At 57.7% G+C, this 23,316-nt stretch carries 25 protein-coding genes and 1 tRNA gene (1 of these 26 only partly in view); 14 read left to right on the top strand and 12 right to left on the bottom strand.

All coding sequences use genetic code 11. From position 1 onward, the window contains the following. Positions 1–65 precede the first annotated feature (65 nt). The 3 genes from AUC45_RS06945 (at position 66) to AUC45_RS06935 (ending at position 3,552) form a co-directional block, all read left to right on the top strand. The gene (locus AUC45_RS06945) at positions 66–1,415 is read left to right on the top strand and encodes a surface lipoprotein assembly modifier (protein WP_197409523.1); all 1,350 of its coding nucleotides are present in this window, start codon (positions 66–68) and stop codon (positions 1,413–1,415) included. A 79-nt stretch (positions 1,416–1,494) separates the two neighbouring features. Continuing rightward, positions 1,495–2,262 carry an alpha/beta fold hydrolase gene (locus AUC45_RS16160; RefSeq protein WP_067600278.1) on the top strand — a complete coding sequence of 256 codons (768 nt, stop codon included), beginning with the start codon at positions 1,495–1,497 and terminating at the stop codon, positions 2,260–2,262. Positions 2,263–2,877: 615 nt separating this feature from the next. After that, a complete protein-coding gene (locus AUC45_RS06935) occupies positions 2,878–3,552 on the top strand; it encodes an outer membrane protein (RefSeq protein ID WP_067600274.1) in 675 nt (224 codons plus the stop codon). Positions 3,553–4,410: 858 nt separating this feature from the next. Here AUC45_RS06935 and AUC45_RS06920 read toward each other — a convergent pair. Beyond that, positions 4,411–4,501: transfer RNA gene (locus tag AUC45_RS06920), tRNA-Ser, on the bottom strand. A gap of 285 nt (positions 4,502–4,786) precedes the next feature. On the opposite strand from AUC45_RS06920, the gene AUC45_RS06915 reads away from it, so the two are divergent. The 3 genes from AUC45_RS06915 (at position 4,787) to AUC45_RS06905 (ending at position 7,517) form a co-directional block, all read left to right on the top strand. Then, positions 4,787–5,695 (top strand): DUF1134 domain-containing protein, encoded by a 909-nt coding sequence (locus AUC45_RS06915; RefSeq protein ID WP_067603622.1) that lies wholly within the window; start codon positions 4,787–4,789, stop codon positions 5,693–5,695. 94 nt (positions 5,696–5,789) lie between these two features. Further along, positions 5,790–6,965, top strand: a complete 1,176-nt coding sequence (locus tag AUC45_RS06910) for an aromatic amino acid transaminase (protein ID WP_067600265.1) — start codon at positions 5,790–5,792, stop codon at positions 6,963–6,965. Positions 6,966–6,968: 3 nt separating this feature from the next. After that, a complete protein-coding gene (locus AUC45_RS06905; protein WP_067600262.1) occupies positions 6,969–7,517 on the top strand; it encodes a GNAT family N-acetyltransferase in 549 nt (182 codons plus the stop codon). Here the strand turns inward: AUC45_RS06905 and AUC45_RS06900 are convergent. The 6 genes from AUC45_RS06900 to AUC45_RS06875 all read right to left on the bottom strand — a co-directional run bounded on the left by AUC45_RS06900 (position 7,508) and on the right by AUC45_RS06875 (position 11,538). After that, positions 7,508–8,131: a riboflavin synthase gene (locus AUC45_RS06900; RefSeq protein ID WP_067600258.1), complete on the bottom strand. Its 624-nt coding sequence runs from the start codon at positions 8,129–8,131 to the stop codon at positions 7,508–7,510. The two genes, AUC45_RS06905 and AUC45_RS06900, sit on opposite strands and share 10 nt — an antisense overlap. A gap of 16 nt (positions 8,132–8,147) precedes the next feature. Next, complete coding sequence (gene ribD, locus AUC45_RS06895) at positions 8,148–9,098, bottom strand: bifunctional diaminohydroxyphosphoribosylaminopyrimidine deaminase/5-amino-6-(5-phosphoribosylamino)uracil reductase RibD (RefSeq protein ID WP_067600255.1); 951 nt, start codon at positions 9,096–9,098, stop codon at positions 8,148–8,150. A 29-nt stretch (positions 9,099–9,127) separates the two neighbouring features. After that, positions 9,128–9,601 carry a hypothetical protein gene (locus tag AUC45_RS06890; RefSeq protein WP_067600252.1) on the bottom strand — a complete coding sequence of 158 codons (474 nt, stop codon included), beginning with the start codon at positions 9,599–9,601 and terminating at the stop codon, positions 9,128–9,130. A 110-nt stretch (positions 9,602–9,711) separates the two neighbouring features. After that, on the bottom strand, positions 9,712–10,449 hold the full coding sequence (locus AUC45_RS06885) for a M48 family metallopeptidase (protein WP_067600250.1): 738 nt from the start codon (positions 10,447–10,449) through the stop codon (positions 9,712–9,714). Positions 10,450–10,480: 31 nt separating this feature from the next. Then, complete coding sequence (locus tag AUC45_RS06880) at positions 10,481–10,966, bottom strand: YcgN family cysteine cluster protein (RefSeq protein WP_067600247.1); 486 nt, start codon at positions 10,964–10,966, stop codon at positions 10,481–10,483. Further along, entirely contained in the window at positions 10,954–11,538 is a 585-nt protein-coding gene (locus AUC45_RS06875; protein WP_369815224.1) for an SCO family protein, read from the bottom strand. Before AUC45_RS06875 ends, AUC45_RS06880 begins: the two co-directional genes overlap by 13 nt. A gap of 146 nt (positions 11,539–11,684) precedes the next feature. On the opposite strand from AUC45_RS06875, the gene AUC45_RS06870 reads away from it, so the two are divergent. The 4 genes from AUC45_RS06870 to AUC45_RS06855 all read left to right on the top strand — a co-directional run bounded on the left by AUC45_RS06870 (position 11,685) and on the right by AUC45_RS06855 (position 14,588). Further along, positions 11,685–12,332: an ankyrin repeat domain-containing protein gene (locus tag AUC45_RS06870; protein ID WP_233998567.1), complete on the top strand. Its 648-nt coding sequence runs from the start codon at positions 11,685–11,687 to the stop codon at positions 12,330–12,332. A gap of 1 nt (position 12,333) precedes the next feature. Continuing rightward, a complete protein-coding gene (locus AUC45_RS06865) occupies positions 12,334–13,002 on the top strand; it encodes a COQ9 family protein (protein ID WP_067600237.1) in 669 nt (222 codons plus the stop codon). A 129-nt stretch (positions 13,003–13,131) separates the two neighbouring features. Then, positions 13,132–13,650: a single-stranded DNA-binding protein gene (gene ssb / locus AUC45_RS06860; protein WP_067600234.1), complete on the top strand. Its 519-nt coding sequence runs from the start codon at positions 13,132–13,134 to the stop codon at positions 13,648–13,650. A gap of 74 nt (positions 13,651–13,724) precedes the next feature. Beyond that, positions 13,725–14,588 (top strand): DUF5694 domain-containing protein, encoded by an 864-nt coding sequence (locus AUC45_RS06855; RefSeq protein WP_067600231.1) that lies wholly within the window; start codon positions 13,725–13,727, stop codon positions 14,586–14,588. A gap of 4 nt (positions 14,589–14,592) precedes the next feature. Here AUC45_RS06855 and AUC45_RS06850 read toward each other — a convergent pair whose 3' ends face one another. Together AUC45_RS06850 and AUC45_RS06845 are read right to left on the bottom strand one after the other, a co-directional pair. Beyond that, positions 14,593–15,168: a DUF177 domain-containing protein gene (locus tag AUC45_RS06850; RefSeq protein ID WP_233998565.1), complete on the bottom strand. Its 576-nt coding sequence runs from the start codon at positions 15,166–15,168 to the stop codon at positions 14,593–14,595. Next, positions 15,165–15,692, bottom strand: a complete 528-nt coding sequence (locus AUC45_RS06845; RefSeq protein ID WP_067603621.1) for a ubiquinol-cytochrome C chaperone family protein — start codon at positions 15,690–15,692, stop codon at positions 15,165–15,167. The genes AUC45_RS06850 and AUC45_RS06845 overlap by 4 nt, the downstream gene beginning before the upstream one ends. Positions 15,693–16,025: 333 nt before the next feature. On the opposite strand from AUC45_RS06845, the gene AUC45_RS06840 reads away from it, so the two are divergent. Genes AUC45_RS06840 through AUC45_RS06825 form a run of 4 tightly spaced genes read left to right on the top strand, consistent with a single transcriptional unit; the run spans position 16,026 to position 18,888 of the window. After that, positions 16,026–16,490 (top strand): outer membrane protein assembly factor BamE, encoded by a 465-nt coding sequence (locus AUC45_RS06840; protein WP_067600225.1) that lies wholly within the window; start codon positions 16,026–16,028, stop codon positions 16,488–16,490. 58 nt (positions 16,491–16,548) lie between these two features. Then, positions 16,549–17,109 carry an ATP-dependent protease subunit HslV gene (gene hslV / locus AUC45_RS06835; protein ID WP_067600222.1) on the top strand — a complete coding sequence of 187 codons (561 nt, stop codon included), beginning with the start codon at positions 16,549–16,551 and terminating at the stop codon, positions 17,107–17,109. Between the two features lie 22 nt (positions 17,110–17,131). Beyond that, positions 17,132–18,463: an ATP-dependent protease ATPase subunit HslU gene (gene hslU, locus AUC45_RS06830; RefSeq protein WP_067600219.1), complete on the top strand. Its 1,332-nt coding sequence runs from the start codon at positions 17,132–17,134 to the stop codon at positions 18,461–18,463. Beyond that, positions 18,460–18,888, top strand: coding sequence for an ACT domain-containing protein (locus tag AUC45_RS06825; RefSeq protein WP_067600216.1), 429 nt, complete (start codon positions 18,460–18,462; stop codon positions 18,886–18,888). The genes hslU and AUC45_RS06825 overlap by 4 nt, the downstream gene beginning before the upstream one ends. A 244-nt stretch (positions 18,889–19,132) precedes the next feature. Here the strand turns inward: AUC45_RS06825 and AUC45_RS06820 are convergent, their stop codons facing one another. The 3 genes from AUC45_RS06820 to AUC45_RS06810 form a co-directional block, all read right to left on the bottom strand. Next, a complete protein-coding gene (locus AUC45_RS06820; RefSeq protein ID WP_067600213.1) occupies positions 19,133–20,980 on the bottom strand; it encodes an ABC transporter ATP-binding protein/permease in 1,848 nt (615 codons plus the stop codon). A gap of 75 nt (positions 20,981–21,055) precedes the next feature. Beyond that, a complete protein-coding gene (locus AUC45_RS06815; RefSeq protein ID WP_067600210.1) occupies positions 21,056–22,069 on the bottom strand; it encodes an aspartyl protease family protein in 1,014 nt (337 codons plus the stop codon). A 92-nt stretch (positions 22,070–22,161) separates the two neighbouring features. Next, positions 22,162–23,316, bottom strand: partial view of a lipopolysaccharide biosynthesis protein gene (locus AUC45_RS06810; protein WP_067603620.1) — the 3' portion only. It continues 405 nt past the right edge of the window; the window shows 1,155 of its 1,560 coding nt (coding positions 406–1,560); its start codon lies off the right edge, out of view; its stop codon occupies positions 22,162–22,164.

Genomic DNA, 23,316 nt, shown 5'->3' with positions numbered 1-23,316 from the left:
GAACTTCGAAGGTGAGTGCTCAGGCTTCATCTTGCCGCGCGACGCGGATGGTATGCGGCATTTTATTGATCGCAAGCGCATTTTCAGGGTCAGCGGCACTTAGTGAAGTGGGAACGAATGGCGGTGGTGATGAGAGCTTCGATCTGTCGATCAGCTCAGCGGATCACCAGCTGTCCATAGGGATGTCTGTCGACGGGGAGCACGAGGTTATTTCCGACGCTGCAATTGTCGATCTGATAGCGCAAGGCAGGATTTTGCAAGCCCGGGCACTATTTCAAAGGGCAGTGCCAAGTGAGCCTGATTGGATCTTCTTCGATGGTCGCGTCGCGAAAGCCAAGGGGGACTTTGGTGCCGCAGAAAGAGCCTTTCGCGAAGCTATCAGGCTGCGACCATCTCATTTGAGCGCACGGCGCGAGCTTGCCCACACCCTGTTGCTTGCAGGTGATCTACGGGGTGCAGAACACCACTTCCGAACGTTGCTACGGACAGACCCGGATGCCGAGTATCGCCGTGGCTACATCCGCCTTTTGCGGCGGATCGATCACCTCCGACCGTTTTCGGTCACCGGGCATTTCGCTCTGGTATCTTCTAGCAACATAAATCGGGGAAGCTCCGAAAGCGAATTTGTCCCTGGGGTCCCGGACGTTCCGCGTTTCGATATCACCAGCCGAGCGGAGGGAGGGACCGGATTGGAAGCGGGTATTGCCGGGCGATACCGCGTGAGCACATCCGAACACGGAAGGTTGACAGCTGATGCAGGTCTTTTCGGGCGCAAATTCGATACCGGTGATTATGACAACGCAACGTTGTCGGCGCGTCTGCGATTTGGAGAGTTCAGAGAGAAAAGCCGTTGGACAGTGGGTCCATTGGTTCGTGCAACAATCAGTGCCGATGACAACGACAGCGTAGTGGCGGGTTTGGCTGCGAATTATGAGCAGCGCATCGCAAAAAGGCTCGATGGTTTTGTTTCTGCAATTCACCAGTATCGCTGGAGTTTGAATGATAAAGGGATCGACGCGCCGTTCACATCGATCCAGACTGGCATCGCAAGGCCAATCAAGAATGGGACCGTTGCGTTCGGGCCTCGATTGGTGTTTTTCCGACCGGAAGAGAGGCATCAACGGTATGATGGCCAAGCCTTGTTCTCTCGCATTTCCCGCTCATGGCGCGGTGGCCTTAGCGCCGAGTTGGGCGTCGAAGTCGGCAAGCGCAGATATGCCGATGATTTCCCGCTAGCAGGTGAACCTCGCAAAGACACCTTCTATCAGATTACGTTGACAGCGCAGCACGAGCAGGTCCGGCTTGGTCGCTTCATGCCCACGATCAATTGTATTCTCGGTGCAACCGACAGCAACATCGCGTTCTTCGAACATTCTGTCCAGGAATGCTCATTCGGTGTGACGACTAGGCTGTGATCGGATCTGAAGTAAACCTTTGCTTTGGAGCGAGTGCAGGACGCACTAAAATCCGTGCCTTTCCGAGACGACCATTCCTATGACCAAGGCGCAACAAACACTTGTCCTTCTCCACGGCGGGGCGATGTCAGGCGCATCGCTTCGCCCAATCGCAAAGCGTTTATCGCATATTCGATGTCTGACCCCCGATTTGCGCGGCCATGGCACAAAACGCTCGCTAGCGTTCTCCAACCTCGAGCAGTGTGCGGATGACATTGCATGTCTCATCGCTTCTGAGACGGATAGGCCGGTTCACCTATTTGGCCTCTCACTTGGAGGCTATGTCTCCTTGAATCTCTTGGCGCAGCAAAAGGTGCCGATCGCCTCAGCAATCATTACCGGCGTAGCGTTCGCCGATATCAGAGCAAAGTGGTTGCTGAGACATGTGATTGGGTTGGTCTACCCGATGCTGTGCCTTAAGAGCACACGCGAGATGGCTGGCCGGCTCACCGGTATAAACGACGCCAAGCTGATGAGCGACCCCGGAAGCCGGGGCTGGGCCAGGCCTTCCACCGTGCGGGACTTAGCACGGGACATTCTGCGATGCAGCCCTTTGGACTTCGCAAAGAGAGTTTCTGCACCTTCCGTCTTTTTGGCTGGAGCCTATGAACCATCTGCGGTCAGGAGGGGGCTTGAGCTTGTGCGGGCTGAATGTGCCAGTGCAAGTGCAGGAATAGTCGAGGCAGGGAGCCATGGGTGGTGCATCAACGATCCCGACTTCGCAGCGCTTGTAATAGAAAGATGGCTTCGTGGCGAGCCGCTGCCGCCTGGCATCGACTTGACGGGATCAAGGTTCGATCAAATCTAGAAAAACGCCCCCGACGCTCCTGCGCGGTCGTTTTATGAGCCGCTCTCCAGAGTTGATCCACTCCAACGTCGTCTGGCATTTTTTTAAGCAAAGTGCGCCTGAACTAACACGTTCCTGCAAAGGATTGTCTGGCATTGCCGAATTCTTTCACGAGGTGCGCGCACGCGGAGATGGCAGTATCCTCATCCAGCCACTCAGGGCATGGGCTTTCGGCGACGAGCTCGTAGTGGTTCAAACCCGCAACAATCTTCGCAGATGAGCCGGCGCGATAGCGTTCGACGTCGTGTTAGTCTGGCGCATCATTGACGGGCAGGTCCGGGAGGTATGGGATATTCCCGCAGCACGATCGCGCTGAATGCGCTGCGACACCGTACTGTGGCGCTGGCGATTCACTTTGAGGCAAGCGCAACAGTTTTGTCAGGCACTCGCTATCGCTTGACCAAATTTCGAGCTCATTAGCGGCTCAAGAACCGGCGCACCAAGGCCATCCAGAACTCACTCCGTCTTCCTCGTGAAGCCTGTCGCGGAGACTGGCTTGGGAAGCGACCTAGCCCATTAGGATCTCTTCCCAACGGCTCTCCGCTCAGGCGTCACAGCTTGAAGAAAGGAAAGAGAATGAGAGCAATTTTGTTGGTCGGTGCCGCAAGCCTTGGTCTTGTAGGCACTTCGGTCTCGGCACAGGACCTGTCCGGTTTGCGTATCGAAGGCCGCCTGGGCTGGGACCAGGTGGGTGTCGAACAGAGAATCCCCGATCCTGACGAAGAAGATGATTTTCTCAAAGGTTCTGGTGACGACGACGGCGTCGCCTTCGGGGGCGAGATTGGTTATGATGCAATGATCGGAGACAGTCTCCTCATCGGTGCTTATGCCGGGGTCGACTTTTCTGACAATGAGATTTGCAATGAGCTCATTGAAGATGATCTTGCATGCACTGATCTTGACCGGACTTTCTCATTCGGATTGCGTGCAGGTGTTCCGATCGGCGGGACATCGCTGATCTACGCCAAGGGCGGTTATTCGATCGGCAGTGTCGACGCGGCCTACGATCCTGATGTTACCGATAATGGCGACGACGATCCTGGCGAGATCGCAGAATTTTCGGACGCTTGGGGTGGCTTTCACGCCGGTGCAGGTATCGAATTGGGCTTTACCGACAGCTTCTATGGCAAGGTCGAGTATGTCTACACCGATTTTGGTACCGATTCCTACGAGATCGATGAGGACATTGGACCGCTCGATATCGGAGTGGATCGCCACCAAGTCATGGTCGGCGTGGGCCTTCGCTTTTGAGGTGCGTAGGGGCGGAAGGACCTATCGGTCCTTCCGCATCCACGACAAGGCAAGGCTTCTCGCGCGATCAAAACTGAGCGCGGGATTGGACATCCCACGAAAATTATTAGCTATGAAAAGAACGGAACGCACAAACCTAGCAATCATCATTGCAATCGCCGTAGCCATCTTCGTGGCTATAGCGCAGAGCGATTAGCGAAAGTACCAAATCGTTGGGTCGAGCAGGAGAGCACCTAGCGTTGTGTAGTCTCACATATCGTGCATCGGATTGAGGGCTTCAGGCCGATTATGCGGTTTTGGGCGCAGTAAAGCCAAGAGTGCACATCCTAGAAACGCTTAAACCAAGCCTGCCCTTAACGAAACAGGTATCAGGTTACGATGCTTGCGGTAGCGTTACTGTAGATATTCCAATCGAAGGTACGTTCTGTGACGTCGTGGAAACGGTGACGCAACTCTATGAGAAACGAGAGACATTCGACGGCGAGTTAATGTTGCGACTCAACGAAAGCCTGAGTCGCCCGCCGAACACGGCCATACTAGTGTCAAGGCAGTATGATGACTGGAGCTCGATGGCATCCGATTTTAAGCAGCAGATTCAAAGTGTGAGTACGCTATTTTCAATCTTTTGCGGCGGAAGGGCCGTGGAGTACGTCCGCTATCGGGAGCTAAGATACTGGATCGCTGCGTCTGATATGAAGGCGCAAAGCGGACATGAAAAATTTAAAGCTATCTACGAGATTTGCCGCATATATCCGCTGCAAGCCGCCTTTATTCACCACCCAGTGAGGGGATGATTGTGGGGCTAAGCGGATGATAATCTCATAAGATTATGGAATAAATAGAATTTATAAGAGTTTTTGGCGGAGACGGAGGGATTCGAACCCTCGATACGCGGTATGCGTATGGTTCCTTAGCAGGGAACTGGTTTCAGCCACTCACCCACGTCTCCACTGGCGCAATTCGGCTGCGAGGGGGCGCTATAGTCGGGCTTGGGTTGGGCGGCAAGGTCGCTTTCGAGAATTTTGCGGCTCGCATTTCAAAGCCGCTTTGCTTGCACACGCACTTCGCCTCGTTGCAGCGTCAATTCGCGCGAGGTTCAGATGCGAAGGTCTACTCCGATTCGCCTCACCGCGTTTTCGATTCGGTCCATCGCCTTTTCGATTGCGGGGCCCCGCGCATTCGATTCTGCTTGCGCGTGCATACGTTCGCATATTTGCTGCCAAGAGGTTGTCCCATGGTATCGCGTTTCATCAAGGCTCGCTCAACTCTTTCGAATATTGGCCTGCACCTGCTCGCCGCGCTCGCGCTGGTCAGCACGGGAACGGTGGCGAGCGCGCAAGGCGTCGAAACCTTCGATCCTGACGAGATTTTTGAGGTTGCAGAGCCAAGCCCTGACAATCCCGAAGTGTCAGCAGCGCCCGGATCAGGAGGAGCGATTGATGCAGACCTTGCTGATCCGAATGCACCGCAGCCCGTTTACACCGTCCCCCAACCAGTGCCCGAAGGCACAAATGGCCCCGCACAGGTCGAAACGAACACACCATCGGGCTTTGATCAGGAATTCGATGCCTATTCTGCTTATGGCTCGGCTGATCCTGCTGCGAACCAGCCCGCTCCGGGCGAGCCCATCGACATCACTCCTGCCGCGGTGAACGACAACAGCACTTATGGCGAAGATGATCTGATCGGTGCTGCCGAAGGCGTGTTCGGCAAAGGCGCAGAAGGCCTGGCAAAGATGATCCAGGATTTGCTCAAGGATCAGGGCCAGCCCAATGGCTATATTGTCGGGCGCGAGGCTGGCGGCGCATTCGTGTTCGGCGCGCGCTATGGCTCGGGCACGCTGCATCACAAGATCGAAGGCCAGCGCAAGGTTTACTGGACCGGCCCATCCGTCGGCTTTGATGCCGGCGCCAATGCAGCGAACACCTTCATCCTGGTTTACAATCTCTACGACACCCAGGAGCTCTTCAAACGCTACGCCGCTGGAGAGGGTCAGGCCTATCTGGTTGGCGGTCTCCACGCGAGCTATGTTCGCAGGGGTGACAAGGTGCTGATCCCCATCCGCATGGGCGTTGGCGCGCGGCTTGGCATCAACGCGGGCTACCTCAAGTTTTCGGAGAAACAGCGCTGGCTGCCGTTCTAAAAGGCACCATTCGCGCCCACCGGGCGGGGTAATTTGCATTCGTCGATAAAAGGCGGTTGCAGCGCGCCGCCTGTCACGGCATTGCGTGCGCGCTATGCTCTCCAACCTTGAACCCCAATCGCCCGATGCGCTGCTCGCGCTGATCAAGCTCCACGCCGCAGATGAGCGGACCGACAAAATTGACCTTGGCGTCGGTGTCTACCGGACCGGGCAGGGCGATACGCCCGTCTTCGGCGCGATCAAGGCAGCAGAGCGCAAGCTTCTCGAAGAGCAGACTTCCAAAAGTTATCTCGGCCCTGAAGGTGACATGGGCTTTGTCACAGCATTGATGCCCTACATTTTTGGCGCAGACCCGACGATGGGCGGGCGCATTAACGGAATGCAGACACCGGGCGGAACGGGCGCGGTGCGCCTTGCATTAGCACTGGCGCAAAAGGCTGGTGTCAATCGCCTCCACATGGGCACGCCCAGCTGGCCGAACCACGCGCAGATCATCAACGATCTGGAACTTGAACTGGTCGCGTTTGATCACGCCAATACCGATGGCACCGCAAATCTCGACGCACTGCTCGGCGCCATTCGCGGCGCGGGTAAGGGTGAGGCAGTGCTGCTCCATGGCTGCTGCCACAACCCCACCGGCATTGATTACTCCGCCGAGGATTGGGAGGCGATTGGCGATGCGATTGCCGAAACCGGCATCTTCCCGATCATTGATACTGCTTATCATGGCCTTGGCCACGGCCTTGATGAGGATGTCGCAGGCCTTCGCAGCGTCCTTGCCAAAGTGCCTGAGGCTTTCATCGCCTACAGCTGCGACAAGAATTTTGGCATGTACCGCGACCGCGTCGGTGCGTTTTACGTGATGACTGAAGACACCGACGTGCTCGACAAGGCGTTCTCCAACGCAAACGCTCTAGCGCGCGCAAGCTGGTCCATGCCGCCCGATCACGGCGCTGCGGCGGTCCGCCTGATCCTGCGCGATCCAGACATGACGGCGCAATGGCAGGATGAACTTACCCAGATGCGTGATCGGATGCGTCAGGTGCGTAGCACGCTCGCTGAGGCCGGCATGGCAGGTAGCGTCGATCTTACTCCGCTCGGCACGCAGAACGGGCTTTTCTCCGTCCTGCCCGTCAGCAAAGAACAAGTCGTCCAATTGCGCGAAGAGCACGGCATCTACATGGCCGGATCAGGCCGCGTGAACATTGCCGGGCTTACCATGGGCAATATCGAGAAATTCGTGAACGCCATCGCGGCTGTTACGGGATAAGGCGTGAACCGCCAGCCCACTCTCGAAGATGAGCGGGTTCTTGTAAGGCCGCTGGCGCGTGATGATTGGGATTCCCTTTACGCCGTGGCGAGCGATCCGGCGATCTGGGAACAGCACCCCATGCACGATCGCTGGCGCGAGGATGTGTTCCGCGATTTCTTTGAGGATGCCCTCGCCAAAGGTGGCGCTCTCGCCATCATCGACAAGCGCAATGGAGAGATCATCGGCTCGTCGCGCTATCAAGCCTATGACGAAGAGGACGGCGGCTCGGTCGAGATTGGCTGGACTTTCTTTGCGCGCAAATGCTGGGGGAAGGGGCTCAATCACGCTGTGAAACGACTGATGCTCGCTCACGCCTTTGAAAGCGTAGCGCGGGTCGATTTCAGAGTGGGCGAGACAAATTACCGATCACGCATAGCGCTTGAAAATATCGGCGCAGAGCGCACCCGGCGGACAGAACTGGACCGTTATCAGGGCAAACGCGTCGTCCACATCGTCTACGAAATCACGCGAAAGGGTTTTGCTGACGGGCCGCTATCGCGTCAGGATTGAGCAGCCAGCCCTTGCATCCGCTTCAGATACCGCGCGAGGACGTCGATTTCGAGGTTCACCTCATCGCCCACTTTCAGCGCGCCCAGAGTTGTAACCTCGCCCGTGTGCGGGATGATGTTGAGGGCAAAGTCGCAGGTTTTATCGGACTTGTCGCGCACGTCGTTGACGGTGAGCGAGACGCCATCGACTGTGATGGAGCCCTTTTCGGCGATGAACGGAGCCATTTCGGCGCGCGCTTTGATAACAACTTTCCAGCTGTCGCCTTTTTGCTCGGTCAGAACGACAGTGCCGATATCATCGACGTGGCCGGTGACGATATGACCGCCGAGTTCATCACCCAGCCGCAGTGATGGCTCAATGTTAAGCTGGCTTCCCTGTTGCCACATGCCTTTGCACGTGCGGCTTACGCTTTCGGCGCTGACATCGACATCGAACCACGCATCGCCCATGCTCCCGCCGCGATCCACCACCGTCATGCATGCGCCTGAACACGCTATAGAGGCGCCGATATCGATCTGCGCCGGATCGAGCGGAGCTGCGACGCGCACGCGCAGGTCTCCGCGTTGATCGGTGGATTGAATGGTGCCGATGGCGGTGACGATACCGGTGAACATTTGAGCGTGCTTTCTCTTATTTGCGCTGCCGCAGATAGGCCTCGAACGTGTCGCTGCCAAGCATGCGGCGCACATCAAGCGCCCAGCGCCCATGCGCAGCTGCCAGATCATCAAGCCCGAGAGGCCCAAGAGCGCGCAAGCCATCACCGATGACGAAGGGCGCGCGGTAAATGTGAAGCTCGTCGACGAGGTCGGCTGCGAGGAAGCTCGCCGCGGTTTGCGCGCCGCCTTCGACGTAGAGGTAGTGGGTGTTGGCGAGCGTGCTGATCGCTTCTGGAGAAGCGAGGGCGATCACGCCATGGGGCATGGCTGCGCTGGTCAGCACCACCCGATCCGGGCTGCGCGCTTCAAGCCCCGGCAATCGCACATCGAGCCGCGGCTGATCGCTGCGCCATGTGCCGCCTCCCACCAGTATCGCATCGTTTTTTGCCCGCACAGCATGCACGTGCGCGCGAGCAGCCTCGCCGGTGATCCATTGGCTCGTCCCATCGGCAAGCGCGATGCACCCGTCCAGCGACATGGCGAGTTTTAGCGTCACGTAAGGGCGGCCACGGCGCTGGCGCGAGAGAAAGCCTGCAAGGCTGCGCACGGAGGCGGTATCGCCAAGCACTTCGGTTGCAATGCCAGCTTCGTCCAATGCCGCAATGCCTTTTCCGGTCGTGCGCGGATCGGGATCGATCTGGCCGATCACTACGCGCTTGGGTGAAGCGGCAGCGACGACATCGCAGCAGGCCGGGCCGCGCTCAGATTGGTGCGCGCAGGGCTCCAACGTCACATACATGGTCGCGCCTTTCGCTCCGCCATCGGGCAGATTTTCGAGCGCATATTTTTCTGCATGGGGGCGGCCACCAGCCTGCGTCCAACCACGCCCGATCAGTGCTCCATCGCGCACCACAAGCGCTGCAACGCCAGGATTGGGCCGCGCGATAGGGCGGGTGCGCGTGGCGAGCCGCGCTGCGGCGGCCATCCAGTCATGATCTGTGGGGGCGAAGGCAGCTATTGCTGAGAGCCCTGCTGCGCGGCGTCTTCAGAAGTTTCGGCAGAACTCCCGAAAGCGTTTTCAAGCCGCTGCTGTTTGGCTGCTTCTTCAGCCGCGCGTTCCGCCTCGGCGTCTGCTTCCATTTTATCGACGTCGAACCCAGATGCCGCGCCCAGCGTCTTGTACATCTCACGCTTTTGCTCGGCGAGCCGCGTTTCTTCGGCTTCACGCAAATCCTTCATCTTTTGATTTTCCGCATTGGAAGCGGCGATCTGCGCATCGGTTCGATCAGGATCGAAAGTCGTGATGTAAGTGATTTGCGGGCTTTCTGGCGTTTTGTAGACGCTTTCGGACGCCGCCCAGCCGATGATGGTGATTATCGGAAGCACCGAGACTGCAAGCATCGGCCAGCGATAGGGATTGGGCTTGCGAAACTCAGACCAGAAATCTGCAACGCCTGCCTTGGGATTAAAACGCGATATGAATGCCATGGCGGGGAATATAGGAACAGGGGCGCAGGCTGGCTAGGGAGGTTTTGTCAGTGGGAGACTTGCTTACGTTAGCAAGTGTCTCTGCCAAGCACGGGCATTCGCGCGCGGTCCTAACCAAACAACGCGTAGAGTGTGCGGCCTTTTTCTTTCAACCACCGATCTGCAACGCTGATATCTTCTTCATAGATATTGCCCAACAGCCTGTGAAAAGCGGGGCTGTGATCGAAGTGGACAAGGTGCGCGACTTCGTGTGCGACGACCGAGCGGCGGACAAAATCGGGCGCTTGGATCAGCCGCCAATTGATGCGGATGCGGCGCGTGCCGTTCTCGCCCCCGTCAGAACAACTGCCCCAGCGTTTTTGCGCGCGAGAAAGGCCTACTGGCACCGGGTCGAGTTCTGCGCGCTTGCAATAAAACGCAAGATCACCTTCGGTCACGTCCAAAGCCTCTCGTTCCAGCCAGCGTTTGAGGCGCGCCTCAAGCCCCTCGAGTGGACCGCCAATGCGCACGCTTTTCTCTTCTAGCAAGGGGCGCCGCGCATTCGCCTCGTCCCAATTAATGGCGAGGCTGCGGCCACGAAATTCGAGCGTTCCGCCGGGCCCCGGTTTCTCCCGCGTTGGAATGCGCGCGCGTTGCTGCGCCAGCCAATCGGTGCGAGCATGGGCAAAAGCGAGCGCTTCATTGGAATGCGCCCATTGGGGCAGAGTAATGCGCACTTCGCTGCCGTCTGGGGCCAGCCGCAGGGTTAATCGCCGCGCGGTCTTGTGACGGCGCAGCACAATTGGGATGGTGTCCCCATCCAACGTGATTTCCGGGTCGACGACTGCGCGTTTGAGCCAGTCAATCATGCGCGTATCCCTTGGCGGCCTCTATTCCGACCTAGTTTTGGGAAGCTACCTCATCGACATCATCTGCGTCCAGTCGGGGTAAACCCCATTCCACGATATGATGTTCAAGCGGGCCAGCCTCGGTTTCGCTCACCACGCGGCCGGCGACCGAAACGCCAGCGCGCACGACATCTTCGCGGTCGCCGCTGATGAGGTAATGCCAATGCGGCAAAGGGCGGCCAGCAGCGCGAACGCGATAGGCGCAGGTGGAGGGGAGCCATGGCACATCCTCGACAATGGAGAGCGTCAAACGCAGGCAATCAGGCACAAATGCTTTGCGGTTGCGGTAATCGCAACATTGCGCCGTATCGGTATCGAGCAGCTTGCAAGCGACGTTGGTGTGCTCGATTGCGCCTGTGTCAGCATCCTCGATCTTGTGCGTGCAGCATTGGCCGCACCCATCGCACAACGCTTCCCACTCTGCGCGAGTCAGTTCGGCGAGCGGAAGCTCCCAGAATTTCTCTCTCAACTCACCCATTTTTGGATTTCAGCTGCGACCGCTTCTGGCCCCTCGTCCACCGGCAGGGTGGCAAGCGGCTGACCATCCTTGTCGAACAGATAGACGATATTCGAATGGTTCATCAGATAGCTGCCGTCGCCGGTCGTTTCGCCGCGTTCGTAATAGACTTTGAATGCGTCGGCTGCCGCACGGACTTGTTCAGGCGTGCCGGTGAGGCCGATAAGATCGTCTGAAAAGGCGTTCGTAAATTCGTCGACGATTTCGCGCGTGTCACGATCCGGATCGATCGTAATGAAGATGGGGGTGATGGACGCGGCCATCTGGGGCTCATTTTCGCCCAGCACTTTGAGACCCTGTGTCATGCGCTGGACGTCAGTGGGGCAGATATCGGGGCAAAAAGCATAGCCGAAATAGACGACGCGACATTGCCCATCGAAATCCGCCCAGCGCACGGTTTCGCCATCGGGCCCGACAAGCTCGAACTCACCGCCAATACTCGCGCCTGCAAGCGGTGGTTCTTCGGTCGGTGCAGGATCATTGGAGCATGCAGCAACCATCAAGGCGCAAGCCGCAAGAGACGCAGTGGCCAATCTGTGCCATGGACGCAGTAGTAAATGGGAAGGCTTTGCTTGGGTGTTCATGCTCTGCTAACTGGCTTTCACGCAAAGGCTGCGGGGCAGGGCCTCGCATGGCCTTAACAGGGTTGATTTGACAGATAATCGAAAGGGATCAAGGCTTGGCTGTCTCGATTTTTCGTAACCTTGCCCGGAATATGGGGCTGGCTTTAGCGATTGCTACTGGCACGACGCTGGCGGCGGTTGCAGCGCTGCCCGTTGCGGCGCAGCTTTATTCGCCGGGCTATGAGTTTTTGAAAGCGGTGAAGGATCGTGATGGCGACGCGGTTACAGCCATGCTGAATGAGCCGGGCACCACTATCATCAACACGCGCGATATCACTTCGGGCGAATCCGGCCTCCATATCGTCGTCCAAAGGCGTGATACGCTGTGGGTGCGGTTCCTGATCCAGCGCGGCGCCGATCCAAATTTGCGCGATAACAAGGGGCGCACGCCGATCCAGATCGCGACGACTTTGAACTTTGTCGATGGCGTGGAAGAGCTCATCAAAGGCGGCGCGCAGATTGAAGTCGCCGATAGCCAGGGCGAAACTCCGCTGATTGCTGCGGTTCACCAGCGCAGCGTTCCACTGGTCGCGCGCTTCCTCAAAGAAGGTGCCAATCCTGATCGCAACGACAATTCAGGCCGCAGCGCACGCGATTACATGGAGTTGATGCAGGGCAATTTCCTGATGAAGCAGGAATTTGAAGCAGCAGACGCAGATCGCGAAAAGTCGGGAACCCCAGAGCAATACGGGCCTTCTTTCTAGTATGACAGAAGCCCAAGATTTTGCCGACATGACTCTGGAAGAGCTGCGCATCGCGCTTGCTCCCGATATCGCCGCATCCGCCATCTTTGATGGCTGGAACGAAACCGCGCTTGAAGCGGCGGCTGAAATGGCCGGCGCCGACATTGATATCGCAAAGCTCGCTTTCAAAGGCGGCGCCATGCAGATGATTGAGGCGTGGATTGCATCGGTCGATCAGGCAATGGAAGCTGAATGGCCAAAGGAAAAGCTGGCCGAGCTCAAGATCCGCGAACGCATCCGCACTCTGGTCGCGTTTCGTCTGGAAGCGGTGGCCGATATTGATGAGGCCGTGCGGCGCGCGCTTTCGGTGATGGCGATGCCGCAGAATGCCCCGCGCGCCTTGCAATTGGGCTGGAATACGGCCGACATAATGTGGCGCCTCGCAGGCGACACCGCGACCGATTACAACCACTACACCAAGCGCGCGATTTTGGCTGGGATTTACTCGGCAACCTTGGCCTATTTCGTGAACGATGACAGCGAAGGCAAAGCGAAGACTTACGAGTTTCTCGATCGGCGGATTGATGGCGTGATGCGGTTCGAAAAATTCAAGCACCAGCTGACCAGTCGCGACGTTGAATTGCCCAGCCTCACGCGGTTTTTGGGGCGCTTGCGTTATCCAAGTAGGTAGCGTGCCAGCAAAAACCCTTCCATGAATATCCAGTAATGGCGTGGAAAACAGCGTGCGCGAATAGCCTCGCCAGCGCCCCTGTCCTATGGTCGCGCCAAGAATCGCACGCTGACTAAGGAATTTTCGAACATGGCAGGCTCGCTCAACAAAGTGATGCTCATCGGCAATCTGGGCGCGGATCCGGAAATCCGCAGCTTTCAGAACGGCGGGCGGGTGGCGAACCTGCGCATTGCGACATCAGAAAACTGGAAAGACAAGAACACCGGCGAACGGCGCGAAAAGACCGAGTGGCACACCGTCGCGATCTTTTCCGATGGTCTCGTCAACGTGGTTGAGCGCTATCTCAAAAAGGGCTCCAAAGTCTTTGTCGAAGGTAAGCTGCAAACGCGCAAATGGCAGGATCAAAGCGGCAATGATCGCTACTCCACCGAAGTGGTAATCCAAGGGCTGGGCGGCACGCTCACAATGCTCGATGGGCGAGGTGATGGCGGCGGCGGTGGAGGCTATGGCGGCGGCCAAAGCTCAGGCGGCGGTTACGGCGGCGGCGGAAGCCAAGGCGGCTCTGGCAGTGGTGGCTGGAACCAAGGCGGTGGCGGATCAGGCGGCGGGGGCGGTTATGACGACCTCGACGATGATATTCCGTTCTAAAGATCGGCGGACATCGAATTTGACCTATCACTCCCTGTGTGTATTAATACAGCAATACACACAGGGAGTTTGCTATGAGGTGCATTAAAGGTCTGGTCGGAGCTGTCGGTCTTTTGGCGGCCACCGCCGTCAATGCTGAAGAACCTACTGAGCCTGAACCTGTGCAGGTTATGGTCCTAGGTCTCTATCACTTCGACAACCCCGGCCTCGACGTGGTCAATCCAACGATAGATGATATGCTCGCGCCCAAACGTCAGCGCGAGATAGAGCGATTGGTAGATAGCCTTGCCAATTGGGCACCAACGAAAGTCGCGGTCGAAAACGAAGCTTCTGCTCCCTCGTTTGAGATTGAAGACTTTGCCCGCGCCGACGAACTCATGACCTCATCGCGAAACGAGACAGTGCAGATCGGATTTCGATTGGCGCAACAGCTCGGCCATGATGCGGTTTACGGATATGATGAACGCAGCGGCGAGGGGGAACCAGACTACTTTCCAATCGGGAAGGTGCAAAAGAGCGCGGCCGAGAACGGTCAGTCAGCGATAATCGAGCAATTGCTGGACGAAGTGCGCGAGGAAACAGCGCAGCAAGATGCCCAGCGCGAGCAGCAAACCGTGGCGCAATCACTCATCCCGCACAATGATGGCGAACAGCTCGCCGCAAAGCACGACAGGCTGTATTATTCGCTTATCCAGATCGGCGATGGCGATGCGCAGCCGGGGGCAGAGCTCAATGCCTATTGGTACATGCGCAATGCAAAGATGTTCGGAAAGATCGACATGATTGTAGAGCCAGGCGACCGGGTTCTCGTCATAGCGGGCAGCGGCCACGCCACATGGCTCAGGCATTTTGCTGAGCGTATGCCGGGTTATGAATTGGTTGAAACGATGCCGTATTTGATCGGTGCAGATACCAAATCTGAAGCCGAAGCAAACTAGGGTTTTACCTCTTCTTGAGCGCTTCGCTTAGCGCGCTTGCCAGCGGTCCGCTTGGGGTACTTTCATCGACCAGCTCCGCCTCTTGTCGCGCTTTGTCGGCGTTGGGACCTTCGGCGTAGGGATCGATAGCAAGGCCAAGCGACTGCGCCACTGCTTCGCCCAGATCGAACGTGTCGCCTGAATAGCCAATTTCCTCAGAGTCTTCTGCGAACAGATCAACCTCGATTGCGCCTTCCTCGTTCACCTCACCCGCCTCGCGCGCGGCAAGGACACTGTCCTCGACGAACAGCAAGTCCAATTCCTCGGCGATGGTGACAGGGAAATCCTCACCCGACACGGCGCAAGCTTGTGTGATGTCAGCTTCCAGCGAACCTGTGGCAGCGATGCCTGCGCCGGTTTTCTCAAGCGAAACCTGTGCTTCCAACCGCTCAATCGCGACGATGCCAAACCTCGTCGCAAGGGCAGCGCGTTCGTTCTCATTAGCGATAACCGCTATTGACTCGCCGGGCAGGGCGCGCGTTTTCACCATCCGATGCAATTCGGGCGGAGACGTTTCGCCTGAAGGTCCGTTCTCGCTCACCAGATGCCGCTGGCCTTGATCAGCTCTTCATCGCTGCGTCCCGCGAGGCGCTCTGACAATTGGAGAAGTTTGCCCGATACACAGGCGGCGGCCTCGTCTTCGTTCGCGTCTTCGGTGAAGGTCACATTGCGCTTCACAGCCTCGGTCAGCTTGTCGGCATCCTTGTTCACAAGCGCGCTCCGATAGGCGCCAAGCCTGCCGCCCAGAACGCTCATCAATTTGCCGATCCGCTTGCCCACAACGACATCATTGACGCCGAATTCGCGCAATTGGCCGTCCATATCCTCAACGAACAGCTCTGCGAGAAGCGCGCTTTCCGCCCGCATTTCGGATGCCTCGACACGCACCATCATCGTGCACAAAACGGCGGTGATCAGATCAAAACGCCCCCCAACCGTATCGGCCACGCCGCAGGTGGAATAGAAGGAAGGCTCACGCGCCAATTCCACCACGCGGTGCCAAAGTGGGCGAATGGTCTCGCGCGGATCAGGAGCGGTGCCAAGCAGACGGGATAGAAACGACATCGGAGCTTTCTTGAATCTTTTGCGAAATTGAAAATAGTCAAAGGAAATACGCGCCTCCAGGTTTTGAAGACGCAATCCCATGACGCAACCCATAAACGCGCCGATCTGTTCCGCACAATAGTGCGCCGCGCTAACGCCTTGTTCACTCGCAATTCAAATGCGCGCAGCCAATTCGTGCCCGGACCCATTCTGTGCTCAGAGTATCCCGGCGCAGCGATTGCAACGCGGCGGTGGGCGCACTAAGAGCGGGTCTGGATCAATGGTTGAGGCGCCCCCGGTTCGATTGCAAAGGCATGGCCGGGGTATACGCGTTTGGAGGAATTTCGGCGAGTGATGATGAAAAAAGCAGCCCTTTCGTGTCTGGTGCTTGGAGGCGTGGCCGCCCTGTCGGGGTGCTCCTCCATCCGGGAGACGCGCGGCTACATCACCGATAATGTGCTGCTCGCAACGGTGCAGCCGGGGATCGACAACCAGCGCTCTGTCGAAGGGACGCTTGGCCGCCCGACTTTCGAAAGCCAGTATGGTGAGCCGACCTGGTATTACGTGTCGAGCGTGACGGGCCGCAAACCGTTTGTCCGCCCAAAGATTGATACGCATGGCGTCCTTGCGGTAAAGTTTGACGAGGCTGGCAATGTCGCAGCGGTTGAGCGCAGCGGGATCGAGGACGTTGTCTACCTGCGCCCCGATGGCGACAAGACACCAACGCTTGGGCGCGAGCGCACCTTCCTCGAGGACCTCTTCGGCAATATCGGCCAGGTTGGCGGCGTCGGCGGCGGCGCTGGGCCCGGTGGCCCCTGAACTCGGGCAATGCCTGCTTGCGCTTGACCGCGCAGCCTAAGCGCCCATATCGCGGGCCATGAACACATCAAACGACAGCCACGGCCTTGTCCAGTGGCACGGCACCACCATTGTCGGAATCAAACGCGGCGACAAAACCGTGATTGCGGGCGATGGCCAGGTCTCCATGGGCAACACCGTGATGAAGCCCAATGCCCGCAAAGTCCGCCGCATTGGCGAAGGCGGTAAAGTGATCGCCGGATTTGCAGGCGCAACTGCCGATGCATTTACGCTGTTTGAACGGCTTGAGGCGAAGCTCGAACAATATTCCGGCCAATTGTTGCGCGCAGCAGTGGAGCTGGCAAAGGATTGGCGCACCGACAAATACCTGCGCAATCTTGAAGCATTGATGATCGTCGCGGACACAGACACGCTGCTGGTGCTCACCGGCAATGGCGATGTTTTGGAACCCGAAGGCGGCATTGCGGCTATTGGATCGGGCGGCAATTATGCTCTCGCCGCCGCGCGAGCTCTGGCTGATTATGAAGAAGATCCCGAGCAGATCGCGCGCAAGAGCATGGCCGTTGCGGCCGATATCTGCGTCTTCACCAATGGCAATCTGACGCTCGAAACCGTCTAATTCTATTCTTCCGAAAGCACACATGACAGACACTAGCACTCCCGATGCTCCTACAGCCGATGCGCTGACGCCCAAGCAGACTGTGGCGGCGCTGAATGAACATATCATTGGCCAGAAAGACGCAAAACGCGCGGTCGCTGTGGCGCTGCGCAACAGGTGGCGCAGGCAGCGTCTTGGCGCGGATTTGCGCGATGAGGTTACGCCCAAGAATATCCTGATGATCGGCCCCACCGGCTGCGGCAAGACGGAGATCAGCCGACGTTTGGCAAAGCTTGCCCAGGCTCCGTTCGTCAAGGTCGAGGCGACCAAGTTTACAGAAGTTGGCTATGTCGGGCGCGATGTTGAACAGATCGCCCGCGATCTTGTCGAAGATGCGATCCGGCTGGAGAAGGAACTGCGCCGCGAAAAAGTGCGTGAAGCAGCATCCGAGGCTGCAATGGAGCGCCTTTTGACAGCGCTCGTCGGCGACAACGCATCAGAAGCAACACGCGAGAGCTTTCGCCAGCGCATCGTCCAGAACGCGATGAACGATGTCGAGGTGGAGATCGAAGTCACTGAAGCGCCTTCAACCCCGTTCGACATGGGGAACATGGGCGGCAATATGCAGATGATCGACCTGTCAGACATGATGGGAAAAGCATTTGGCAAGACACCCACCAAAAAGCGCAAACTGCGCGTGCCCGATGCGTGGGACAGGCTGGTCGATGAGGAAGCCGACAAGCGTCTTGATGATGACGATGTGAATCAGGCTGCGCTTCGAAATGCCGAAACAAACGGGATCGTTTTCCTTGATGAAATCGACAAGATCGCCGTCAGCGATGTGCGCGGCGGCAGTGTCAGCCGCGAAGGTGTGCAGCGCGATCTGCTACCCCTGATCGAAGGGACGACGGTTGCGACCAAGTACGGTCCGATGAAAACCGATCATGTCCTTTTCATCGCGAGCGGAGCGTTCCATGTTGCGAAGCCTTCCGACATGCTGCCTGAATTGCAGGGCCGCCTGCCGATCCGGGTGGAGCTGCGTGCTCTCACAGAGGAAGATTTTGTTGCGATCCTTTCGGACACGCGCGCAAACCTTGTCGAACAATATCGCGCCCTGATCGCGACCGAGAAGGTGGAGCTTGATTTCAAGGAAGACGCCGTTCGCGAAGTCGCCAAGATTGCAGCAGCCGTCAATGAAAGCGTCGAGAATATTGGCGCGCGGCGATTGCAGACAGTCATGGAAAAGCTCCTGGAAGACATCAGCTTTGATGCCGAAGATCACGAAGGCGAAACCGTGACGGTCGACGCTGCTTATGTGCGTGAACGGCTGGAGGGCGTTGCCGAAGACACCGATCTGTCGAAGTATATTCTGTGAGCGAGACCCCCGTCAGCGCGCCGGTCACCGCATTGGCCAATATGTTGGCGGGGATGGACCCGGAGCTTCACGCGCTTCCCCATGTCTTCATGCACGAGGATCGCTGGACCGATTTCTCTTTAGAGATCTCGCCGATGTTCGCCTCCATCCATGAGGGTGATGAAGGCACGACCTATGTCTATGCGCTCGAACAGGAATGGCCGATGGCGGAAGGATTGCCGAGGTTTGCGCGGATCACGCTGCAAGTGCACTCCGATCTTGAAGGCGTGGGGCTCACAGCGGCGGTCGCAACTGGCCTCGCGGATGAAGGTATTGCCTGCAATGTGATTGCCGGGCTGCATCACGATCATCTGTTTGTACCGTGGGATCGTCGCGGCAATGCGATGAACGTGCTCAAGCGCATTTCGGACGAGGCGCGGGGTTAGGGCCCTTTCCTACGCGAAACGCGATTGGCAAAGAAATCTGCGCTCTTTGTCATCGTCGTTTCCTCGCTTTTCAAAGCGCTTTTTGCGCCCCAAATGCGTCTATCGCACCAGAATATCCCGCAAGAAAGGCCTTGCCCCCGTGTCCGTCACCCGGGCCAAATCCAATCTTAGATCTTGAAAAGTTTATATAAATTGCTTCTGGCGGTGGGTGACACAGTGTAACCTTTGTCACCTTTGAGCAGGCTTACTCTGCCGCCTCGGCTTCGGTCTCGCGCGCTTCGCTCGCTTGCTGCGCCCACATCTCGGCATACAGGCCGCGTTTCGACAGCAGTTCTTCATGCGTGCCGGATTCGGCAAGCTGGCCTTGGTCGAGCACTAATATGCGGTCTGCATCGGCTATCGTTGAAAGGCGGTGCGCAATTGCCAGCGTTGTGCGTCCTTCCGCAATACGATTGAGCGTGCCGAGGATTTCCTGCTCGGTCCGAGTATCAAGTGCGCTTGTCGCTTCATCCAGCAGCAGGATCGGCGGGTTCTTCACCAGCGTACGAGCAATCGCGACGCGTTGTTTTTCACCACCCGACAATTTGAGGCCGCGTTCGCCCACCATCGTTTCAAATCCATCGGGCAGGCGATCAATAAGCGGCATCAGCGATGCGTCTTTCGCAGCCTGACGAACCTGCTCTTCAGTCGCGCCGTCCGCACCATAGGCAATGTTGTAGGCGAGTGTGTCATTGAACAGCACGCTGTCCTGCGGAACGATGCCAATCGCGGCACGAACGCTGTCTTGCTGTACGGTGGCGATGTCTTGGCCGTCGATCAGGATGCGGCCTTGCTTGGGATCGTAGAAACGGAACAGCAGCCGCCCAATCGTGCTTTTGCCTGCGCCCGACGGGCCAACTATCGCAACGCTAGAGCCGGCGGGCACTTCGAAACTGAGGCTGTGCAAAATGGTGCGTTCGGCTTCGTATCCAAAAGTCACATTCTCAAAAGCGAGCGAAGGCTTGCCCACCACCAAAGCTGGCGCGCCTGGCACATCGTGCACTTCAATCTCTGTGTCGATCAGTCGGAACATCTCGCCCATATCGACCAGGCCCTGCCGGATCGTGCGATAGACCCAGCCGAGCAGATCGAGCGGGCGAAACAGCTGCATGAGATAAGTGTTCACAAACACCAGATCGCCGACGGTCAGCTGCCCCTTGCTCCAGCCCCATACCGTGTAAGCCATCGCGCCTGCCATAAGCGCATTGGTGATACCCGACTGCGCGATGTTCAAAAGCGCGAGCGAATTGTCTGATTTAACCGCCGCATTGGCATAAGCGCGCGCTGCATTGCCGTATCGTTCCTCTTCGCGCCGCTCGGCTCCGAAATACTTCACGGTTTCAAAGTTCAGCAGCGAATCAACCGCGCGGTGCAGCGCCTGACCATCGAGATCGTTCATCTCACGCCGCAGCTTGGTGCGCCACTCGGTGATCCAGCGGGTGACCATTATATAGGTCACCACGGTAAAGGCGGTCGCCGCGACCAGCTCCCACCCGAAATTGAGATAGAAAATGACGCCGACAGCGATCAGCTCAATCGCGGTGGGCGCGATGTTGAAAAGCAGGAAATAGAGCATCTGGTCGATGCTTTTGGTTCCGCGTTCGATGATCTTGGTCACTTCGCCCGTACGCCGGGTCAGGTGAAAGCGCAGGGATAAACGGTGCAGTCTGTGAAACACATCTTCGGCAAGCGACAGCGTTGCCATTTGTCCTACACGCTCGAATGCGATGTTGCGCAGATTGTCGAACATGAGCGAGGTGAACCGGCCAAGGACGTAAGCTGCGACAAGCGCCAGCGCGACAGTCGCGCCTGTGTCGAGAGCTTCGGCAACAGGGTTGCCCTCCATTGCGTTGACTGCGCCTTTGTAGGCAAAGGGCAGGGCCAGGGTGACAGCCTTCGCTGCCAGCACAAGCGTAAGCGCAATGACAATGCGCCAGCGCAGACCAGGATTATCGCGCGGCCAGAGATAGGGCAGGAAGCGTTTTAATGTGTGCCAGCCTTCGGCCTCTGGCGGAGCGGTTTCATTGTTCGAAGAGAGCGCGTCAGGTGGCATGGCGAAGTGCCATGTGGGCGCGCCTATGGCTTAGGGCAAGGGAAGGGCGGTTTTCGCCCTTCGGCTAAAGTGCGTTCAGAAGCTGTAAGAGTTACGCCGCGCCCGGCGCATTTCGCGGGCGATATCGCGCGGCACATCGAACAAAATGCGCTGGCGTGAAAAATCAATCGCGACGCGGTCAAACATCTTCAAATGTTGCATGCCGAGCGAAAGAACGGGCTGATCTCTGAGCCCCAACGCATCAAACGCCGGAGCATCAGCAAAGGTCAGCGGGACATTCGTTAGCGATAGCCCCCCAATCGTCATTGAGCGCATCACCGACATCTGGCCCGTCATGCTCACGCCGTTCACGTCCGTCGTCTGTACTTCTGTCGCGCGCTTTCTTCTGATGCGTTCGCGAAGAGCGTTGTTGGCAAGGCTCATCTGCGCGCCGGTATCGATAATGACGGTCGCCCGAACCCCTTCGACCACTGCATCGGTAATTAGCAATTGGCCAAGTTTCGATCGTGCGCGCACGACGATTTCAAAGCCGCGGCTCGACGCCTTGCCACCGGTCACATCTTCCAGCGCGATTGTCTCATCGCGAAAATCCATAAGGACGCGGAAATCTTGCAGGCTATCAAGCCCGATGATTCCGTCGGCGCCGACATGCTGACGGTCGAGTACGGGCGCTTCAAGATCTTCGATGGTGTAGCTGCCAACAGTCAGGTTGTTTACCTCGACAACGCTCACCGGTCGGCGGCTGGCCATTCCGATCAAAGTCGCTGTGCCCAGCGGTGTCAGCGAGAGGCCTTCGTTGATCTGGTGCGTGACAGCCGTCGCCTGGCTGCCGGTGTCGATCATGAAGTCAAACGGGCCGGCCCCTTCGATCATCACGGGGATTGTGAGCCGCTGATTGCGCTCTTCGTCCAGGTCGAGAATTTCGGTGGTCGGGTCCGCGAAGTTTGGCGTGATTGGCTGGGTATCTAGCGCTGCAACGGGATGCTTTGCTTTTTGGGCAGGCTGAATGAAAGCGGGCGAGCTTTCGGCAAGCGCGCTGGTTGCGAATAGAGCGACGCCGATGGCCGCTGCGGTAGTGTGTGCTTTCATGGTCTTCCCATCCCGTTTGCCCCGCAATCGTGGGCTGCGGGTATGAACGCAAGATTACCAGACATTGGGAGAATGCCCAAATAGCTTGCGGATCAGATTGAGGTGGCGGGGATTTCGTTGGCATTGCCCGCCGCATCGCCTTGTTTTTTCTGGCGCAACATCTCCCAGCTATCGCGCACGACCTGGGGCCAGATGAACCAGAGCAAAGCACCGTATACAATCGCGCCAAAAGGAACGATCGCGGCGAGCCGCCACCAAGGCGTCCAATCGGGTATCGCACTCAATGCTATATATATAGTCGCGCCCATAAGGGCAGTCGAAGCGATCGCGGGTAGCCAGGCTTTCACAAGCTCTATCACGTTGAGTTTTAGAGCTGGCAGAGTTAGCGCCAATGTGACGAGAAGAAGAACCGGAGCCGCTACCCACCACGCATAGGTCAATCCCTCGGGGCCGTACGCGACGCCAAAAGCAAAACAGCTCGCAAATGCAATCGCTCCGCAAATCGATGTGGTGAGATAAATCCAAGGCTTGCCCATCGCGTTGGTCGAAGGGGCGCACACGATCTGCACGGCAAACACCGGCATGATAAGCGCAAGATTGGCGAGCAGCGGTGCCATCTCAATCCACTTAGGCCCAAAGACGGTAGCGACCGCGTCATGCGCAATCAGGGACACACCTATATATAAAGGCGCTACCACAAGAGCGACGGTTCGCTGGACCCGCGCGAAATAGGGCGCGAGATCCCGGCCCTTATTATAAAGCTCAGAATAGGCCGGGAAGGATACCTCGTTGATCGGCGGCAGAAAGCGCCCCGTGACGATCAGGGCGACAAACAGCGCTTCTGAATAAAGGCCAAGCTCGTAAGTCTCAAACTGGCGGCCGGCGATGAAGATGTCCGATTGGCTCTGGATGATCCAGAAGAACTGGCACAGCGTAAGCGTACCGCCAAACGTGATGATCGCGCGCGCGCCCGATAAATTGAAGCGGGGCAGTGTCATGATCCTGGCCGCAAAGGAAACCACAGCCGCGCGCACGGCGAATTGCACGATGGGCGCATACACAAGCGCCCACACCCCATAGCCCAAATAGGCGAGGGCCAGCGCGACACTCGCGCCGCTCACCGCACCGCTCATGCTGGCAATGGCTTGCGGGCGGAACAACAGCTTTCGCGCGAGCATCGCCTCGGGCAGGGCCATAAATGGTACGATAAGGAACAGCACCATCTGTATGCGGAGCAGCTCAGCCAC

The sequence above is a fragment of the Erythrobacter sp. YT30 genome (genome assembly GCF_001542875.1).
In the GTDB taxonomy this organism is placed as follows: domain Bacteria; phylum Pseudomonadota; class Alphaproteobacteria; order Sphingomonadales; family Sphingomonadaceae; genus Erythrobacter.
The sequence above is the reverse complement of the archived record's forward strand: the minus strand, read 5'-3'. Positions and strand labels throughout refer to the sequence as shown.

What these genes read in the sequence shown, in the direction of transcription:
- AUC45_RS16160 (WP_067600278.1), top strand. Translation starts at nt 1,495, where the DNA reads ATGACCAAGGCGCAACAAACACTTGTCCTTCTCCACGGCGGGGCGATG.
- AUC45_RS06935 (WP_067600274.1), top strand. Translation starts at nt 2,878, where the DNA reads ATGAGAGCAATTTTGTTGGTCGGTGCCGCAAGCCTTGGTCTTGTAGGC.
- AUC45_RS06915 (WP_067603622.1), top strand. Translation starts at nt 4,787, where the DNA reads ATGGTATCGCGTTTCATCAAGGCTCGCTCAACTCTTTCGAATATTGGC.
- AUC45_RS06910 (WP_067600265.1), top strand. Translation starts at nt 5,790, where the DNA reads ATGCTCTCCAACCTTGAACCCCAATCGCCCGATGCGCTGCTCGCGCTG.
- AUC45_RS06900 (WP_067600258.1), bottom strand. Translation starts at nt 8,131, where the DNA reads ATGTTCACCGGTATCGTCACCGCCATCGGCACCATTCAATCCACCGAT.
- ribD (WP_067600255.1), bottom strand. Translation starts at nt 9,098, where the DNA reads ATGGCCGCCGCAGCGCGGCTCGCCACGCGCACCCGCCCTATCGCGCGG.
- AUC45_RS06890 (WP_067600252.1), bottom strand. Translation starts at nt 9,601, where the DNA reads ATGGCATTCATATCGCGTTTTAATCCCAAGGCAGGCGTTGCAGATTTC.
- AUC45_RS06885 (WP_067600250.1), bottom strand. Translation starts at nt 10,449, where the DNA reads ATGATTGACTGGCTCAAACGCGCAGTCGTCGACCCGGAAATCACGTTG.
- AUC45_RS06880 (WP_067600247.1), bottom strand. Translation starts at nt 10,966, where the DNA reads ATGGGTGAGTTGAGAGAGAAATTCTGGGAGCTTCCGCTCGCCGAACTG.
- AUC45_RS06865 (WP_067600237.1), top strand. Translation starts at nt 12,334, where the DNA reads ATGACAGAAGCCCAAGATTTTGCCGACATGACTCTGGAAGAGCTGCGC.
- ssb (WP_067600234.1), top strand. Translation starts at nt 13,132, where the DNA reads ATGGCAGGCTCGCTCAACAAAGTGATGCTCATCGGCAATCTGGGCGCG.
- AUC45_RS06855 (WP_067600231.1), top strand. Translation starts at nt 13,725, where the DNA reads ATGAGGTGCATTAAAGGTCTGGTCGGAGCTGTCGGTCTTTTGGCGGCC.
- AUC45_RS06845 (WP_067603621.1), bottom strand. Translation starts at nt 15,692, where the DNA reads ATGTCGTTTCTATCCCGTCTGCTTGGCACCGCTCCTGATCCGCGCGAG.
- AUC45_RS06840 (WP_067600225.1), top strand. Translation starts at nt 16,026, where the DNA reads ATGATGAAAAAAGCAGCCCTTTCGTGTCTGGTGCTTGGAGGCGTGGCC.
- hslV (WP_067600222.1), top strand. Translation starts at nt 16,549, where the DNA reads ATGAACACATCAAACGACAGCCACGGCCTTGTCCAGTGGCACGGCACC.
- hslU (WP_067600219.1), top strand. Translation starts at nt 17,132, where the DNA reads ATGACAGACACTAGCACTCCCGATGCTCCTACAGCCGATGCGCTGACG.
- AUC45_RS06820 (WP_067600213.1), bottom strand. Translation starts at nt 20,980, where the DNA reads ATGCCACCTGACGCGCTCTCTTCGAACAATGAAACCGCTCCGCCAGAG.
- AUC45_RS06815 (WP_067600210.1), bottom strand. Translation starts at nt 22,069, where the DNA reads ATGAAAGCACACACTACCGCAGCGGCCATCGGCGTCGCTCTATTCGCA.